This window comes from Kribbella aluminosa, from assembly GCF_017876295.1.
Classification (GTDB): Bacteria; Actinomycetota; Actinomycetes; order Propionibacteriales; family Kribbellaceae; genus Kribbella; species Kribbella aluminosa.
Genome location: NZ_JAGINT010000001.1, coordinates 202,275 through 219,822, shown reverse-complemented (window position 1 = coordinate 219,822; position 17,548 = coordinate 202,275). Strand labels below are relative to the sequence as shown.

At 65.7% G+C, this 17,548-nt stretch carries 17 protein-coding genes; 8 read left to right on the top strand and 9 right to left on the bottom strand.

Going from position 1 to position 17,548, the window contains the following annotated elements:
- The first annotated feature begins 25 nt into the window (after window positions 1-25).
- The 5 genes from JOF29_RS01135 (at window position 26) to JOF29_RS01115 (ending at window position 8,481) form a co-directional block, all read left to right on the top strand.
- Window positions 26-5,584: a hypothetical protein gene (locus JOF29_RS01135; protein WP_209692364.1), complete on the top strand. Its 5,559-nt coding sequence runs from the start codon at window positions 26-28 to the stop codon at window positions 5,582-5,584.
- A gap of 5 nt (window positions 5,585-5,589) precedes the next feature.
- Entirely contained in the window at window positions 5,590-7,305 is a 1,716-nt protein-coding gene (locus JOF29_RS01130) for a hypothetical protein (RefSeq protein ID WP_209692363.1), read from the top strand.
- Between the two features lie 75 nt (window positions 7,306-7,380).
- Window positions 7,381-7,728, top strand: coding sequence for a hypothetical protein (locus JOF29_RS01125; RefSeq protein ID WP_209692362.1), 348 nt, complete (start codon window positions 7,381-7,383; stop codon window positions 7,726-7,728).
- Window positions 7,729-7,765: 37 nt separating this feature from the next.
- A complete protein-coding gene (locus JOF29_RS01120; protein ID WP_245357395.1) occupies window positions 7,766-8,191 on the top strand; it encodes an HU family DNA-binding protein in 426 nt (141 codons plus the stop codon).
- A 77-nt stretch (window positions 8,192-8,268) separates the two neighbouring features.
- Window positions 8,269-8,481: a hypothetical protein gene (locus JOF29_RS01115; protein WP_209692361.1), complete on the top strand. Its 213-nt coding sequence runs from the start codon at window positions 8,269-8,271 to the stop codon at window positions 8,479-8,481.
- A 490-nt stretch (window positions 8,482-8,971) separates the two neighbouring features.
- On the opposite strand, the gene JOF29_RS01110 is transcribed toward JOF29_RS01115, so the two are convergent.
- From JOF29_RS01110 to JOF29_RS01070, 9 genes are all read right to left on the bottom strand, one after another.
- Window positions 8,972-9,217, bottom strand: a complete 246-nt coding sequence (locus JOF29_RS01110; RefSeq protein ID WP_209692360.1) for a hypothetical protein — start codon at window positions 9,215-9,217, stop codon at window positions 8,972-8,974.
- The gene (locus JOF29_RS01105) at window positions 9,217-9,933 is read right to left on the bottom strand and encodes a hypothetical protein (protein ID WP_209692359.1); all 717 of its coding nucleotides are present in this window, start codon (window positions 9,931-9,933) and stop codon (window positions 9,217-9,219) included. The genes JOF29_RS01110 and JOF29_RS01105 overlap by 1 nt, the downstream gene beginning before the upstream one ends.
- A 416-nt stretch (window positions 9,934-10,349) precedes the next feature.
- Entirely contained in the window at window positions 10,350-10,580 is a 231-nt protein-coding gene (locus tag JOF29_RS01100; protein ID WP_020385299.1) for a hypothetical protein, read from the bottom strand.
- 109 nt (window positions 10,581-10,689) lie between these two features.
- On the bottom strand, window positions 10,690-10,962 hold the full coding sequence (locus tag JOF29_RS01095) for a hypothetical protein (protein WP_209692358.1): 273 nt from the start codon (window positions 10,960-10,962) through the stop codon (window positions 10,690-10,692).
- Window positions 10,959-11,228, bottom strand: coding sequence for a hypothetical protein (locus tag JOF29_RS01090; RefSeq protein ID WP_209692357.1), 270 nt, complete (start codon window positions 11,226-11,228; stop codon window positions 10,959-10,961). The genes JOF29_RS01095 and JOF29_RS01090 overlap by 4 nt, the downstream gene beginning before the upstream one ends.
- 186 nt (window positions 11,229-11,414) lie before the next feature.
- Window positions 11,415-11,771 (bottom strand): HNH endonuclease, encoded by a 357-nt coding sequence (locus JOF29_RS45100; protein WP_157630302.1) that lies wholly within the window; start codon window positions 11,769-11,771, stop codon window positions 11,415-11,417.
- Window positions 11,772-11,776: 5 nt separating this feature from the next.
- Window positions 11,777-12,265 carry a hypothetical protein gene (locus JOF29_RS01080; RefSeq protein WP_209692356.1) on the bottom strand — a complete coding sequence of 163 codons (489 nt, stop codon included), beginning with the start codon at window positions 12,263-12,265 and terminating at the stop codon, window positions 11,777-11,779.
- On the bottom strand, window positions 12,262-13,230 hold the full coding sequence (locus tag JOF29_RS01075) for a hypothetical protein (protein ID WP_209692355.1): 969 nt from the start codon (window positions 13,228-13,230) through the stop codon (window positions 12,262-12,264). Before JOF29_RS01075 ends, JOF29_RS01080 begins: the two co-directional genes overlap by 4 nt.
- A 146-nt stretch (window positions 13,231-13,376) precedes the next feature.
- Window positions 13,377-14,459: an AAA family ATPase gene (locus tag JOF29_RS01070; RefSeq protein ID WP_209692354.1), complete on the bottom strand. Its 1,083-nt coding sequence runs from the start codon at window positions 14,457-14,459 to the stop codon at window positions 13,377-13,379.
- A gap of 624 nt (window positions 14,460-15,083) precedes the next feature.
- Between JOF29_RS01070 and JOF29_RS01065 the strand changes: the two genes are divergently transcribed.
- The 3 genes from JOF29_RS01065 (at window position 15,084) to JOF29_RS45820 (ending at window position 17,419) form a co-directional block, all read left to right on the top strand.
- Window positions 15,084-16,181, top strand: a complete 1,098-nt coding sequence (locus JOF29_RS01065) for a methyltransferase domain-containing protein (RefSeq protein ID WP_209692353.1) — start codon at window positions 15,084-15,086, stop codon at window positions 16,179-16,181.
- A 155-nt stretch (window positions 16,182-16,336) separates the two neighbouring features.
- Window positions 16,337-16,597 (top strand): hypothetical protein, encoded by a 261-nt coding sequence (locus JOF29_RS01060; RefSeq protein WP_209692352.1) that lies wholly within the window; start codon window positions 16,337-16,339, stop codon window positions 16,595-16,597.
- 360 nt (window positions 16,598-16,957) lie between these two features.
- The gene (locus JOF29_RS45820) at window positions 16,958-17,419 is read left to right on the top strand and encodes a DddA-like double-stranded DNA deaminase toxin (protein ID WP_372446220.1); all 462 of its coding nucleotides are present in this window, start codon (window positions 16,958-16,960) and stop codon (window positions 17,417-17,419) included.
- Window positions 17,420-17,548: the final 129 nt, after the last annotated feature.

The following is a 17,548-nucleotide window of genomic DNA, read 5'->3' as shown; positions in this document are numbered from 1 at the left end:
ATCACTCCCGCGGAGGCGATGAACGATGAAGACAGGACATGGGCTGCGGCGGTACTTCTTCGAGTACGTCGTCTACGACGCGATCCGGCTGGCGCGACACAAAGCGCGCCAGGTCATCCCGATCTCACAGGCGAAGGCCATCAGGCTGCGCGCGGACGAGCGGCTGGCCCCGCTGGGCAGGTCTGTTGCCGACCCGCAGCTCGGCGTGCAGGACCTGCTGACAGCGCTGGACGCGTCGATCCAGGAGTCCGTGCCGGGCTCCGGGCCGATCTTCACCGAGCACACGGTCACAGACCCGCTCCTGCAGCAGCTGCAGGCACGCTTCCTGCGCGAGGTAGGCCTGGCCGGCCCGGTAAACGCGGCGCCGGCCCTGCCGATCAGCCCGTATGACCCGGAGTGGTCGCAGCGGGCAACGATCAAGGGCGCGGGTACTGCCCTGGTCTATCTTCCGGACGAGACGATCGAACGGGACATGGGCGGCGAGACGAACCGGGCCGCGAGTCCCGAGCACGGGCAGGCAATGTTGTGGATCGCTGATTCCGGCGGCCGTCTGTCCGAGGCAGGTCTGGCGATGACCGACGAGGACGCCTCCGGGCTGACCGCGCTACGCGATTCGATGAGCGTCCGCGACTACCAGCAGGTGCGCCAGTGGGTTCTCGACGGCGGCCGCGATCCTCGCACCGGCAGAGTGGACCGCAACCGGTTCATGTCTGCCGCCGCCGTGGAGCGGTCGGTCGCGATGCTGCGGGAACTACAGGCCCAGGGACTCGGCTACGAGGTACGCCGGGACCAGAACCCAGGTCAGATCAAGGCCCGTGTCTCCGGAACCGGGATGGAAATCCGCCTCACCGAGCCCCGGCCCCGTGAGGACTATGCCGGCGCCCGCATCTACGACAACGGGATGGTCGTGCGCTACTCGACGAACCACAAGATCGAGCGGGGCAAGACAGCGCTGTACTCCCCCACTCCGGCCGAGGCCGTCGAGCTGCTCCGCTTCGCGCAGGGCCGGGCGGTGGTACGCCAGGACCGTCCCGACCTGCTCGCCGGCCAGAACGGATCGACGCACATCGAGACCGCCCGCAGAGGCCGCCAGGGCGCCGCCGAACCGGTCGAGATCGAGGACAGCTACCACGTCGGCAAGGACTCGATGTTCGTGGTCAAGGACTACCGGTCGGCTGGCCAGCGCCATCGCGAGGGCTCGAAAGTGATGCTTCGCCGTGAGGCAAACGACCGCAGCCTGCCCGAGTTCTTCGTCAATGCCGAAGCCGCCGAACAGTACCTCTCGAAGGCCGTGGACAGCGCCCGGGAAAACCTGCGGGCCTCGCTGGATGCGGACAGTCTCATCGCCGCTTTCGAGGAGCAGCGATCCGCCGGCCTGAACCTGGTCGAGTTCGAGCCTCCGCAGTACTCCAGCGACCCCGAGATCGCGACCGTTCAGCGTTCCTACTGGGACGTTCTCACCGGGCATCGCGGCGAGCTCCTGCGCCCTGGCGCAACGGAGCAGATGTACGAGGAGCGCCTCGGCATGATCGGCGAATTCCAGTCCTCCGGGCCCGGTATCGAACCGGACTTCGGCAACCTCGTCTACGGCGGCACCGCCGCGGAGAAGGTCCGGGCACACGCCGACGAGATCGCCGACGAGCTCATCGGCAGCTGGGAACCCGAGACGCTCCTGGTCGACGGCGAATTCGTCGAGCAACGCTTCGACCCGGTGCGCGTCGCCAAGTACATGACCAGCCCGAAAGGCCAGTGGTCGAACCTCGACGAGCTCGCCCAGGCGTTGCGCCGAATCGAAGCCGGCCCAGGCGAGATGCGCGGCTCCGGATTCCAGACCGACCGGTTCAAGGATCGGCTCGTACGGTTCGACGAGACGACAGCCGTCCCTGCGGATGCGCACAGTTCGCTGTTCGTGCGGCGCGTCGGTGACACCGTCCGTTCGAGCCTCGCGCGCAACGCGGCAGAGCCGGGCGAGGTTCTCATCGACCAGCAAGGAGTCATCCGCTGGACCGCCGAGAAGATGAGGCGTGACGGCTCGACGACAGCCGTCACCGGCCAGATCGGGCAGGTCTTCGACGTCGGCGGGCACGGCGAGATCATCACCGGCTTCATCAGCGGCGACAACGGCCTCATCGTGCCCGGATACGAGGCCCGCATCGCACCCCAGGTGCGGGGCGAGACCAAAAGCGTCGAGGAGCGGACGCTGCTGCGGGGCTACGAGCAGACGATGATCGACCGGATCGAGTACCAGCTCGCTAACGATCTGCTGTCCGGCCGCAGCGAGGTCGGCGAGGGTTCGTCGCTCAACCGCGTCTACACACAGCTGTACGGCACCAAGCACGCAACCGACTTCATCGATCGCGCCCGCGACGAGGATTCCGGCCAGCTCGACCCCTGGACGGCAGCGATCCTGGCCACCGAAGCCAAACGGGTCCGCTACTCGAACGAGATCAAGAGCGGCTCAACCGTCTACGCGGAGCACCAGGCGGGAAAGGGCGAGTCCGACCCCGCCGACGACAACCACTTCGACCCCTGGAAGCTCACCGGCGGCCGGAACATGGCAGTGCTCACCGGCACCGACCAGAACGGCGTCGCGGCACCCGCCGGTTACTTCGACCCGGTCATGACCGGAGGTGCGACCAACCAGGGCATCGTGCGCTACCTCACCGAAGACGCGACGGTGAGCCCCGAGGGACGGATCATCCCCGGCGACCCGGCAACGACGTCCGGCGCGCGCGCCCCGCTGATGAACCGCCCCGAGCTCGAAACACTCCAGTACGACCCGTTCGACCGCCAGCAGATGACCGCGTCCACGCTGATGCAGTCATCGAAGATCACGCCGGCCACCGGGACCGCCATGATGACGTTCGGCGGCTGGACGGCAGACGACCCGATCGTGATCAGCCGCGAGTTCGCGCAGGCCAACCAGATCCGCGGCGCGGGTAATGAGCTACGCGACCTCGTCGTCGGCGACAAACTGTCGGATCTTCACGGCAACAAGGGCGTGGTGTCGCTGGTCGTCGACCGCGGCATGCGCCCAGAAGACGCCGGCCGGCAGCACGTCGAGCAAGAGGTCGGCTGGTTCCGCGCCAACCCGGACCTCCACGTGGTGATGAGCCCGTTCTCGCTGATCTCACGGCGTAATGCTGGCTCGGCGCGCGAGCTCATGGCCGCCGGGGCCAAGGATCTGACGGTGCCAGGCGGTGGTGTGCGGGCGGGGAGCCTGGGCAGCATGCGGTTCATCGTCACCCACATGGCCGTCGACGAGAAGACGAAGATCTACGACGACGAATCGGTGCTGGCAGGCAAGGGCCGCAAGGCCTCTTCTCAGCTGGCCTGGGCGCTCGGTGCGCAGGACTGCCCGGCGATCATGCAGGAGTTCTACGGCCACAACGCCGGTGCCGAGGCAAACCTGCGCGAGTACATGCTCAGCGTGGGGCTCGCCATGGCAGCAGACGGGACGCTGCACGTGATCGGTCGCGACAACAATGACCGCAGGACGGGCCACGACATGGTCGATGAGCAGCCCGAGCGTCGCCTGTTCGCGATGCCTGAGCTGGTGCGAACCTCGAACGGCGGGCTGCATGTCGTGGCGATGCGCCGATCTTTCGGTGCGCTCATCGGCGACAAGGGAGGCGACCTCGAGATCCCGTTCCCGCTGCGCTACCTGACCGGCGAACAGACCGAGGCGGCCTCCGGGACCTCCTGGAAAGTACCGGTGCTGTCCTCGCACCTGCGCTCGGGCCAGGAGTTCGACGACGGCAGCGTGGTCACCCACGACTACACCAACCGCTACCTCGACATCCACGAGCAGGCCTGCCGCTACCGGGCGCTGCAAGACAAACTCAACGCCGGGTCCCTCGGCCAGGGCCAGCGCGAAGAACTCGTCGACGCCATGAGCCAGGCCGCCGCCCGTGCCCAGCGCAACTTCGAGGCCATCACCACCGACCTCGAGCAGCGAGTCTTCAGCGGGAAACACAACATCTTCAAGACCGGCCTCATGTCGAGCCGGCTCGCCGACTCCGCGACCGCCGTATGGACCGCAGACCCCCGCCTCGACATCGACCAAATCGCTGTCAGCCCGGTCATGGCCGATCAGCTCGGCCTGATCGAGGGTGACCACGCGCTCGTCTGGCGTGACCCGGTGCTGCGCGACGCGGGCGTGCGCTATCTGCGCGTCGCGGTCGACCAGCGACTCACCGGCGTGGCCATCAACCCGGTGATGGACCAGTGCTTCGACGGCGATTTCGACGGCGACGCCGTCGCCGTGGTGAAACTGCACAGCCGGGCGGCGAAGGCCGAGGCAATGGCGAAGCTGTCGGTGCCGGCGAACCTCCTGGATACCGGTGTCGTGAGCGAGCAGGGCACGCACCCGTTCGCCATGCAGGTCTCCCTCGACACCCAGGTGGCGCTCTCGAAGGACCCCGAGCTGCGCCAACAGCTGGACAGCCTGAGTGGCGCGGCGAACCTCATTCGCTGGGGCGCAGCCGATGAAGCTCCGGAGACGACCCGTGCGCGCCAAGACGACGTGACCGTCCGGCTGAGCGGCTTCTACCGCAGCGCCCAGCGGGGCGAGTTCGGCACGGCCCTGTCGTTCGCCGACCTGCAGTCCCACCTGAACAGCGTGCGCGACGTCTGCGTCACCACCGGCGCCAAAGGCAACCTCCAGAAACTGACCGACTACGCCCGATACCTCGGAGGCCACAGCGGCCGCTCAGGCATCAATCGGACCGACCAGGAGGCCTCGATGTTCGCCACCGCGATCAAGGCCCACGGCACCGGTCTCGGTGGCTCGTACAGCCAGCGCGCCGTCCGCGCGCTGCGCAATGAGGACATGAAAGCCGTCCTCGAGGTCACCTACCCGGTGACGCAGTCCGTCCTGCAGGCCAAGCATGACGCCGCCGAGGCCCGGCACAAGTACGAGATGCTGCAGGGCCCGGGGCGCGATCTGTGGCGCGGGCGCGTTCTGGAACACCTCGGGCCAGGCAAGTGGCGGGCGCAATTCGAGGACGGTGTCCCGCTCCAGGCGACACCTGAGCAGTGGGTGGAGCAGTTCGTTGACTTCTACCGGGCCAAGGACGGGTTCGCCGTCACCGTCAACCCTGAATACGTCGACCGGGTGGCCCAGGCGCTCACCGACCCGAAGACCGGGCTCGTACGCAACCTGGAAGACGATCCGTCGCTGCAAGGCTCGTTGATGGATCGGATGGCGTACGGCGGCACCCTCGAGGACCTGATCGTCGCCGCCGGCAAGCACGAGAACCTCTTCGACGGCGAGATGAACGAACAGTTCTGCTCAGCGGCCACCCGACGATCCCGCCGGCTCGCCAACGGCCTGCTCCCGGACCCGGAGTCGCACAGTGAACCCACCGCGCAAACCATCGCGGACGCCCTCGTCAAACGCGACGTCGTCACCGACGAGCACAGCGCCGCACAGGCACGAGGCGACAACCGCCGCTCGACACATGCCGTCGCCGTGGCAGCCGCTGCGCGGCCTGCCCGTGGCCAGGCCCCTGCCTACCTGCCGCTGATCGACCCTGAACCAGCCGCGCCCACCGACGGCGCCGGCTACGAAATGGAGAGCTGAGCACCATGGCGCAACGAAACAGCCGGGGCCGCAAGGCGCTCCCGATCACCGGCGAACTGGTCTTCAACCCGGCGCAAAGGCGGCACTGGCGAACCGGAGACCAGCAGCAGGAGCCAATCGACGCCGAGTGGTGGGAAGACGATCCCTCCGGGCAGAACGGAACCGGCGGCTCCGGCTGGCAGGACCGGTGGGACCGCACCCGCGACTTCTTCAGTACCCGGGAGCGCCGCCGCGAGGAGGAACAGGCCCGCCGGCGCGAAGCCGACCGCGAGCAGACCAACGCAACCGCAGACCTCACGGACCGCGAGCAGCTCAAGCTGCTGCGCGAGAACGTCCGCGACGCCGGGAACAAGTACATGGAATCGCTACGCGCGTCCAAGATTCTCGTGCGAGGGTTCAACGACGACGAGCGCGTCGAGAAGCTCAGCGCAATGCACCGCGTGCATGCCGAGACAATGGTGATGGCCGCCATGCGGCCATTGAACGAGGGCGTCAGCGCGGCGTCGGTCGTGCGCGTGATGTCCACGATGGCGGCGATGTACCTGATGTCGCCGACGTTCCGCCACATCGTCAAAGAGCGCCTCGAACCAGTCTCGACGGCGATCCAGCAGCGCATCGACGCCAAGGCCGAGTCGAAGATGAACTGGGCACAGCAACTGGCCTCAGGCCACGAGGCCGAACGCAGAGGGTCGCGACCCGATACTGACTCCGTTGATCCCAGCGGCTATCTGTCCAAGAAGTGGCAGACACGCTACGCCGACCTCAAGTTTCGTGAGCGTGGCCACCGCGAGCTGTTCACGCCACGCTCGGCGGGAATGACGGAGATGGCACTGACCGAGAACGCGTTCGCGGCCCTGCGTCAGCCCGGCGCGGACACCGAGACGATCATGGCGAGCTACACCACGATGATCGCCAGGCTGTACCGGCAGGCCGAAGAGGACGGCATCAGCCGCGAAGAAGTCACAGAGGCCTCGCGTGTCGTCCTCGGACAACGCATCCGGGAGGACCCGCGCGTGCAGGTGATGGTCAACGGGTTCGCCCACGGCCAATGGCACATGTCGCCCCCGCACGAGGAGCGGATCGCCGGCACCGACCAGATGCAGACGGTCTGGCGCGGTGACTTCATGGACTGCACCGGATGGCCCGTCGATCCAACCCGGTACGAGGACGCCGTCAGCCGCCAGGGCGTGCTCGGCGCGTTCACCCTTCGCCCCCAGATGGGGCACGCCGAACATCGCGACCGGATGTCCGAGACCATGGCGATGACCATGTCGCACGCGGCGGCCCGCGGCGACATGGAAGCGTTCAACCAGGACCTCGCCGGCTACATGCTCGGCTGCGTCGCCCGCGCGCAAAAGGTCGACGGGGAGGGGATGCCCGGCACGCTGCCGGACAGGCTCTTCCAATCACGCACCATGCAGGCGGCCATGGCCGCTGACAGCGTGAGCGAGAAGGATCAACGGCTGCTCTACTCCAACGCCTACGCCGACGCGCTGGAGGCCGTCGACGCTGCGTTTCCGGGGTTCGCTCAACAGTGGGCGCAGCGGTATGGGCAGAACTGGCAACAGTTCATCGCTCACGTCGGCAACGATCCAGCCGAGGCCTATGACAGGTGGCAGTCGCAGCAGCAGAGCACTTCCTCTACCGCATCCAGTACCAGCGAGCCCCGCACCAACGGCACCTCACAATCAGCGGGGACCGAGCACGAATACCAGGCCTGACGTGCCGGACCGGTCACACCGATCCTGTACTGCCGCAGTCAGTGACTATCAGCTTTGAGATGGAGAACTGAAGCTATGAGCAACCAGCACAAGGGCAATGGGCTCCCCCGCCCCAGCGAGACCGCCCTCGGATTCGGCTTCGTCACACCGGACGACCGGGCGAAGTGGGACCAAGCCCGGCATTACCAGCAACAGGACAAGACGCCCACCGCCGCCGCACAGTTCATCAAGTCCGCGATAGCGGCGGCGTCCGAGGTCGGCCGCGAGCAGAACCAGGCCAGGCTGCGCGCAGCACACCAAGTCGCCGCCCAGGAGGAACGCGACCAGTCCAAGGAGACCCGGCGAACCATCACTCACATCGAGACCGTGGACGTCCAAGACCGCGACCTCCGTCACCCGCTGGACGAAGGCTTCGAGTTCTGACGGCCAATCGGCCGAGCCGGACCGAACGCCCCAGCCGATGCTGACCATTCAAGAGACCTCTTCCGGTCAACCGAGCCCAACAAAACCAGCGTTACGCAGAAACAGAGAGCAGGGCCTGAACATGACGCAGGTGATGACCGACCCACACCGGCGCGTCGCGAGGCGCGAGTTCATCTCGCGCGTCGCAGCGCGCAGCGGGTGGCCGATCAAGACGGTCACCTCCGTCTACGAAGAGATCTTCGGCGAGCTCATGGACGCGGTCGCCCAAGGTGAGACCGTCGTACTGACAGGCTTCGGCCGCTTCTACCACCAGGCACACAAGGGCCATAAGGTCCACTTCGGCCAGTCCGCGGTCGACGACTACTCAGTTCTGAAGTTCTCTGCCTCGCCCATCGTGAACCGGCAACTCGAGGGACAACCCAGTCTCACCGACGAGGCGATCGTGGAAGACGAACCGGCCTAAACATGCATCCCGGACGCGGACAGCGACTCAGACCGTCGCAGCCGTCCAGCGACGCAGCCGCTGCTAGCGTCGGTCTCGTGCCCAGTCTGCTGCACCCCGTCACCTTTACCGGACTGCCCGCGTACCAGGAATTCGCCATGCAACTGCACCAGCGTGCACCGGACACGGTGGCTTCCCCGATCGTCGCCGGACGCCTCGGCCAACTGGCCGAGGCAATCTGTACGGCCGATGCAGTGTTGCTGACCGGCCACGGCTACAGCCCCACATCCTGGGGAGACGATTCGCCGTAGCCGTACGGCGATGCCACCTGGTATATCGGTGCCCGCAACTGGGGCTTCGGTACAACCCTGCCCGCCTTGGCCACGGCGCTACACGCTGCCGGGGGTATCACCGCCCAGCTTCTAATCCTTGGCGCCTGCGAGAGCGGCAGCACAGCCGTCGTCGACACGTTCCGCAACCTGATGACCCGCCCCGACCACGTCCTGATCGTCGCAGCGGATGGTTACATCGACTGGACCGCGTGCGAGCGCGCCATCCACAACCTTGTCGACCTCGCCCACACGGGTATTCCGGCAATCGAGGCTGCCAGAACGCTGCCCAGCTCGGCGCCTTACTGCGTCGCCCAGCTAACCAACGCCGCATCCAAGGCTGGACGGACATCGGCAGGATCAACGCAGGCCTGCCTATGCTCGAAAAAAGAGTGCACCCCGGGCGCAATCGCGTCCGGGGTGCACTGTGTGCTCGGGGTTCGTCGTGTGCAAGGCACAGATGTGGTGGTAGTCAATCGTCGGACAGGACCATCATGATGACGAGGATCAGAACCAGCGGGACAAGGACTGCGGCGGTTACGGCAACGCGATGGCTCATGTCCAGAGGTGCCCGCAGCCAGGCGAGCAAAGAGTCCCACGACCTGCTAACACCGGTCACGACCCGAGCGAAGAACCCGGTGAGCCAGCCGGCCAGGACAGCAACGCTGCAGCCCGCGAATGCGCTGACTGCCACGACGCGACGAGTCGTGCTGAACATCAGCCGGCCTTCTGCTCGTCGGGGTGATCGTCGGCCGTCGCCCGCTCGCCGACGTATCGACTGAGGAAGGCGTCGTTCAGCGGGTCGAAGCCCGTTCGGCCCGTGAAGTCCTCGTAGTAGTCGACGGGATCCGCGTCGTACGGGTGGGGGCGCACCTCTCCTATCGCGTCGGCGATCCATGTGAGCTCGGCGCGCCCCTGCCACTTCGGTTTCGTTCCAAGGCCGAGCGCGATCGCATCAACGATGTCGGTGTCGGTCGCGTCTCCCTGAGCACCGGATCGGCGCGATGGAGGATACTCGGGCTTCGGGACGAAGCCCACGGCCTTCATCACAAGGTCGGGCAGTCCCAGAGAGGCGTAGATCGCGCCGTACTCGTCGTCGACTCCAGCGTCGACGTCGAGTCCTCCGGTGAGATAGATCCAATAGCCACCAATCGTCAACAAGGTGACGTCGGGTGTGTCCAGCGCATCCTTGAGCTCGGTGAGCACGCGACGTCCGTACTTCTTGAGTGTCGCGAGATCGGCCATCTCGAAGGTCGGCTCTTCGGGGATGCCGCCATCGTCGTCGAGGAACTCGGCCTGAGTCTCAAGCTCGAACGAATCCCACCCGAAGGCACTCGGATCAGTGATCTCGTCCAGCGCCTCCGAACCGGCATCCCAGTCGAGCATGGCGTCGGGAAGCGCGGCGACGTACGCCGTGCTCATACTTGCGCCCATGGCGGGCTCCTTAGTCGATTGAGTCAGGTAGAGGAAGTACAAGAGGCCAGCGCCGGGGATGGCGCTTCGATCAGAGGTCAGCTGTGCCCTCAGGTTGTCGCCTGGTGGCCGCGCTCCGGGCTGCGTCTTCCGTGGACAGATCGTTCAGGACGCACCTACCGGAGACGTGCTCCTCAAGCCACCAGTCGTGATCGCGCTTCGCGTTGGTCGGCGAGGTGTAGCGCCCGGAGGTGTCCCGTTTCTCGTCACAATGGGGGCATCTGATCCAGGCCATCGTCGTCGCAATCTATGGTGGTCGCGGTAGGCGGTCCATGAGCCTGCTGCGCAACGCAGAGCAAGCATGATGGGCTGGTGGAGTTCGTCCAGTGGCGGCGCTGGACGACGCCGAGCCAGCCGTGAGGTCTATTTGCTGCTGATCACGGCCGCTGCTGCCAGCGCTGCAGGGCCGGGTTCCAGTCGGCCTCGGTGACCAGACGGTTGAGGTCTTCGGTCGCCTGAGGGTGGTCGGCGCCGCAGCGCACCCAGAAACCGTCCACGCTCGGGTCGCCGTAGACGTACCAGCCGAACTCGCGGCATTCAGCGTTGCCCGGCCACTCGCCGGACCAGGTGTCGTGTCCGCAGTCATGACTCTGTGACGCACCGAGCATGAGGCAGGACAGGCGCTGGCCTCCCGTGGTCAGGCATCGCGCAACGTCGCAGTCGTTGGCGTGCGGTTGTCGGGCTCCCGCGCTGCAATCCGGGCAGGGCCCCGGTTTGCTACTCACGGCTCGTGCCAGCTGACGGCGCCAGCCGCGGGTCGACGCGCAGTGGCCGGCCAGCGGCGAGATCGCCAAGCGTCCGGACCCCACCGCAGGCGGGGCCCTCAGCGGTGCAGCAGCGCAGGGCCGCGACCATCTCCCGCAGGAGCGCGATGCCGGCATCGTCAGAGTCTTCCCAGGCCTTGCGGGAGTGCAGTACCTCGGATTCGATGAGGTCGCGTTCGGCCGACCATTGATCGAACCGGCTGATCAGTTCGTCAAAGGTCTTCATGGGCGGTCCTCGACGCCGCCTTGTAGCAACTCCTCAAGCAGGCGCGCGATCTCTTTTCCTGCGACATCGTGCACGAGCTTCAGGCTCGCGCTGTTGGCTGTCGTCAAGTAGCTGATGACCATGTCCGAGGCTGCGTCCACGGCCGTCAGCGCCTGCACGCCGCCGGTGCGCAGGGTCCGCCTGACAGCGGCTTCGATTCTCTTGCGGGTCTGGCGATTGGCGCCGTTCGGGTCTCTGGCCGAACCGACCATGTAGTCAAGCGGCATGGTGGTTGTCTCCTCAAGACAGCCGTCAGTTGCAGACGGGCGGGCGGGCTTTTGCAGACGGAGGCTGCAAAAGCATGGGTAGGGGCGGTGAAGTACACAACCGGTTTCGTCGTCTGGCGCGGTGTCCCAGGTCGTTCGCCGGGACGCGGCTTTCAACGGCGAGGCTTTGAGCGCCAGGGCGGGTCGTCAGTACTTCGTACGGCGTCGTTGCAGCCGCCATCGATAGAGCGTGCTCGGGACGCGGTTCGACTTCCGCTGGTTGTGGCGCTCGCAGAGCAACTGCCCGTTCCACAACTCGGTCCGTCCCCCGCGGCTCCAGGGAACAATGTGGTCGGCCTGTGTTCCTTGTGCTGGGCAACGTCTCCACAGCGGCGGCTTGTGTTCGCAGCGGCCGGCGGCCTGCTGGATCAGTACTTGCTTCTCGGGCCAGGTGTAGAACCGATTCGGGTCTCGACGCCGGCGGCCCCTGCCTGCATGCCCCGCCAGGATCAGGACTCCGAGCAGTGCGATCGCGGACCAGATGATCTGAGGGTCTGCGTGCACGGCGGTCACTGCAGGTCGTTGCTGAGGGCTATGACGGCGCGCGCGACCGCAAGGACTCCGTTCCAGCCGGTGGCTGAGTGGTCGTCGGTCAGCTTGCGGATCTCGGTTCCTCGGGAGTGGAAGAAGCCGCGGGCGTCGTCGTGAACCTCGATCATTGCGTAAGGCTCATCGGGCTCGTCGGCGAGCACCGAGATCTCCAAGCCCGGCACGAGCCCGGATTCGCGTAGACGGTAGACAACCTGCTTCACGGTAGTAACGAACTCCGGGCGCCGAAGGAGCGGCAGGTGGTCGTCGTCGAAGGTCTCAGGGTCTACGAGTGGCTCGCCGGTCGGTGAACCTGCGGCGTCTCCCAGAGCACGGCTGAGTACCTCATCGGAGAAGGCAAGCACGGGACCGAGTTCCTCAACGGAGATGATGCGGCGTTCACTGTGCGGTTCGACATCGCCGGCGTCAGCGGCGGCGTCAGCAAGGCTAACCGCCTGGACGACGGTCACGGTGCGGGCCTCATCCAGGCGAAGTCGCGCACCACGGGGGTCGCGATGCTCGTCGCCGGGGTCCAGTTCGGAGATGACACGGTATTGGGGCACGTCAGACCTGAATCCTGATGGGTGTGGTGTGAGCGGCGGACGGGGAAGCAGCTTCGGCGTTCGCGGCGAGGTGTTCCGTCCAGGCCCTGGACGGTCTTGTCGAGGGCGTAGCAGGCGGTGATGAAGCTGGTGTCGTAGTCGGACAGGTCCCATTCCCAGGTGTCCTGGCCGAGGCAGTCGTCGTGGTCGTTGAGCCATTGGTGCGCGTCCTCGCGGCGACTCTCGACCTGGCAGGCATCGTCGATCAGTTCCTGCCGGCGGTCGGCCGGCGAGGTCTCGGGGATCGGCAGCCCGAAGTACTGCTCTTCGTCGGCCGAGTTGCCGTCGATGTCCAGGTGCGCGAGAGAAGAGTTCTGGCGCTGGTGCTCAAGGTAGTCCTCGTAGTGGACGCCGTTGCGGGCGGTGACCCGGCGGGCGATCTCCACGGTCTTCTCGTAGTCGATCTGGGCGTCGACCCCAAGGACTGAGTCCTCCTGAAGAGTGTGCGTGACGTACCTTACGAAGATGTTGTGGGAGTACTTTCGAACGCCGTGATAGCAGTCCCGTCCGACGATCTTTTCGGCCCAGTAAGCGAAATCGATGGATGGTGCACCGTCGGAATAGTGGCTGCGGTGGCCGGCGCGGTTGAAGAAGTCGAGCATGTCCTCAATGCGTGCGAAGACGAAGCCGGAAGCGAGGTCGCCGGATGTGGCCAGGTGCCCGGGCCAGGTGACGACATCCCAGCTCCAGATACCGCCCATCTGCGGGTCACGCATTCGCAGGTGCCGGTAGAGACCGTCGTCATGAACGACGGTGAGCTCGTGCCCGGCAGTGTAATTGAGGAAGTTGAGGTAGGTCTGGGCATACGGGTTCTCGGGTTCTTCATAAACCATGGCTGACCTTTCACTGTTCAAATCGGAGGCCCGACTGGCTATGGCTTATGCCTTCGACCGTCACTACAGGCAGAGTTGGCGCCGGGGCCTTGACCTGCAATGGTTCGAGACACCCGGGGAACTGGGCTGCGCGCCCGCGGGGAAGCTCAGAAGTCGATGGAGTGCTGCCGGGTGCGGCGCAGAATCACCGAGACAGCGGCGCGCGGCTTCTCGTCGCGCGGCCTGTCGTCTTGGTCGCGGGTGTCGACGGTCTCGAAGGCACCGCGCGGCAAGAGGTAGCCGTCCTTCGACGGCACGGCGTCGCGAATACGGAACTGCAACGAGGTCTCCAGCTCCCAGGCGTCGATCGACTGCAGGCCCTCGCGGTCGAAGAGGTCGACCTGGCCGGAGATCACATCCGTCTCCCCGTCGCCCCAGGTGATCTGGGCCTCCACGTAGGGGGTGAAGGTCTCGTTCCGCTTGATGTTCAGGTCGCCGATGATGTCGGCGAAGACCTCGCCCAGGGTGAGCTCGAAGGCGATCGCTCGTAGGTGGTCGAAGTTCACGTCGTACTTGCGGGAGAAGTCGACGACCGTGGCCACCTCCGTCTCGTCGATCCCGGGCACCTGGTCGCGTAAGTACTGAGCTACGGTCTCGGCGTCGGGGTAGTCGAAGCGCATGTGGTAGTGAAAGCGGCCGGGGCGGTTCAGCATGTAATCGTTGACGCGGCGCAGCTCGTTGACCGAGAGGACGTACAGGCGCTTCGTCGTACTGAGCCCGTCGAACAAGCTCAGAAACTGGTTCTGCGCCTCGTTCTCACCCTCGTTCGGGAAGACCTTCTCGAATTCGTCGAAGACGACAACGGTCTCGCCGAGTTCGTCGAGGAACGAAGCCAGACCTGGTGTGGCGTGCTGAACGAGCACAGTGGGCAAGCTTCGTTCATCGCGCATCCGCTCGGCAATCATTCGGACCATCAGGCTCTTACCCATACCTTTGTCACCGGACAGGATGACGCCCAACGACCTGTTCATCGCCGAGTAGCCGCTGGCGATCCGGCGGACTCGTTCCGCATGCCTCCCGTAGATGGCCTCCTCCCTCGATGTCAGGGGCTCGACGCGGTGCAGGGTGTAGCCGCTCTGCTCCGAGAAGGCGATCGTGTAGGTGGCAACCGGCAGTTTCTCGTAGGTCTGCACGGCGTCGTCGTAGAGGCGGAATGCTCCGCCGGAGGCGACGATCGTGGAAGCAGGCATGAAGAGCTCTCCCTTTCGCAGGATGTGTGAGTAGTTGTGGACTCATGCGCTTAGCAGTGGTGCTCACTCCGGCAACCCAATGCCCTCGCGTGTCACCGGCCATCTCGTCGCCGGCCGGGCTAGTCAGACGACGCCAATTCGTCGCAGACGTCCTGCTCCGCTTCTTGGCGTGTACGCCGGAGAGGCGCATCGAGCCGAATCGCTGGGCTCGCCTTGTATCCGGTCGGGCCGCCAGGACGGAATCGGCCGACAGCGACCGTCTCGTCAGCTCCGTGCACCCGGCCACAAGAACAGCCGCGCTTGGTGCCGCGAGTTCCACTGCGACGTCCGTTGCCATGCGCCCGTCCGCAGGGGCACATCTTCCACCTGTAGCCCGAGAGGCGTTCGGCCGTGACCTCGACATTACTGACGTCCATGGGGTGCTCCTCTGACTGGGGCGATCGGCCCAACCTGTATCGGCTGGTCGCGCCGGCGGCCGATCCTGTCTGCGATCAAGCAACGACAGGCCAAGCCGAGCGACTGTCGGTAGTGGCTGGAAGACTTCTCGTGAGCAACACGCAACAGGTCTATGCCAGTTAGCACGAAGCCTTCTGGGGCCGGCATTCTGGAGAAAGGTGCGATTGGGTGAGCGCGGATCTATGGGAACCAAGGGCCGAGAAGCTGCGCGGCCAACTGGTTGATCAGTTGGTCTCTGACGGCGCAGTGACCGCCGACGTTTGGCGTGCTGCCTTCAGGGCTGTGCCGCGCCACGTCTTCGTGCCGGTCTTCTATCGCCAGACCCCGAACGCTCAGCCGGCCGTAGACGAGACCTCGCCTGACGAGTGGCTGGAGGGTGTCTACAGCAACCAACTGCTGGTCGTGTCGCCTGACGTGAAGTCATCGAGCACAATCCCGAGCCTCATGGCGACCATGCTGGAAGCCCTCGCTCCAGTTGACGGTGACCGTGCGCTCGAGATCGGTACAGGGACCGGGTACAACGCCGCGCTCTTGTGCCACCGGCTCGGGGACAGCAACGTGGTGAGCATCGACATTGCAGCCGACCTGGTCAACGCAGCCCGCGAACGACTCGCCCTACTCGGCTACCGCCCAACCCTGGGAATCGGTGATGGGACCGATGGCTGGGTCGGCGGAGCGCTGTATGACCGGATCATCGCGACCTGCGCGCCGAACCGGATCCCGCAGACGTGGATCGATCAGACCCGGACCGGTGGGCGCATCGTGTCGCCAATTGCTACCGGCATCGCGGTCATCGACTTCGACGACAACCGCCAAGGCACCGGACACTTCCTTCCTGGCGGCGCGTTCTTCATGCCGCTGCGCCCTGCCCCTCGACCGGCCGACCTGGGCAGCCAGCTCGCCGACATCACGTCAGCCAATGCAACCGCCCGCTCCGTCGAGCTGGACGAGTCGGTGTGGTTCGACGACGCGTTCCGCTTCATCCAGGCTCTGGAACTTCCCGGGCTGCGGTTCCTGACCACGCTGCCCGACACCGGCGTCACGATCTTCACCCATCCGGACGGCTCGTGGGCACGGATTGAGAAGGGAACTGTTGCCCAGGCAGGCCCGCAGCGGCTGTGGGACATCGTGGAAGCCGCGTACGGGCAGTGGGACGAGTTGGGACGGCCAGGCCGGGACAAATTCCGCCTCGACATCAACCCTCACGTTCAGCAGGTACGACTGGACGGCACCGACGCCACCTGGCAACTCCCGGCGGTGCCCTGAGAAATGGTCGAGTACAGCGTTGGCTCAGCAGGCCGCGCACGAGTTCCTGGAGACGGACACGCGGCCGACATGCATTGCCTGGAACAAGTTCGACCTACCCAGCGAAGGCTGGCTGGAGAGGTAACCGGAACACGTCGACCAGTGAGGGGAACACGATGTCAGACGTACAACGGCTGAAGGAGCAACTACACCAGGTCTCGTCCGAGGCCAAGCAGGCCGCAGGTGGACTGGCAGGGTTCAAGCTGCGCTTCACTCAACACAGCGCACAAGTGGAAAGCCTGATTGCTGGTACGGCGACCGGGGTCGACCGCGACATCTCGGAGATCCTGGACGCGGCGGGCAAGGCCGTGGAACAGGCTGCGGAGGCGTTGGAGATCGCCTCTGCTGGGTGCAAGAGCTACGCAGACCAGATCTAATGCCCTCGGAACTTCAGAAGGCTGCACGTGGCCTTGTGGACTGCCTGAACGAGGTGCCGGGGGTCGCGGCGCACCTCCAGCGTACCGCCGCTCGGTGCCGGGAGAACGCGGATATCGCGCTTCAGATCTCGGGCGGCGGGGCGTCGATGGCTGCTCAGCAGCTATATGCCGCTGCACAGAAGTGCGAGGAGGCAGCTCACTACCTGTCCCTGGCTCCATTTAAGGCCAAGGGCTGGGCCGAGCGTCTGATCGGAACCCAGCTCGGCGGGACCAGCCAACCGGACTCAGGATCGGCGGGCCGGAATCCGCTGACGACCGGCGGCCCCGGGAGCAGGCGGTGATCGAAGTGCCGGCCGTGGTGTGCCGGACAGATCGGGACCAGGTCGGCAGGGCGGCGGACGACCCAACGGTGTTACGGGAGGCAGCCAGCCGGACGGAGGCTTATCCGGCGAGGCTGGGCGGGGTTCCGGTGGCAGTGGGCCGAAAGTAGAGCTGAAGGGCGATCTTCCGGCGCGTCATGCTGACTGGGCTGAGATCGACCTGAAGTTATTCAAGAAGCTGCCCGTGCGAACCAAGAGGGGCGATCCGACCGACGGCATCCTGATCGGCAACGGGCAGCCTGAGGACATCACGAGCGGGCGTGGCGGGCCAGGCGCTGGCGGTCCAGGACTGATCGGGGACTACAGGCGAATGAACTCGGCCTTGGATCATGTAGAAGGACATGTGGCAGCGATCCTGCGTCGAGCCGGGGCATCCAAGGACGTGACGCTCTACATCAACAACCGGCCCTGCGTGCGACACGAGGTCGCATGTGTTGAGTGAATCCATTGTAGGGAGGTTCGGCTTTGTGTCGAATGATGTGATTCCGGTTTAGTGTCCGCTGAAACCGTCCCCGCTCTTGGCGTGCGTTGCTGGTAACGGCAGGGTTCGAAGCTCCAGGAGGAAGCCGAA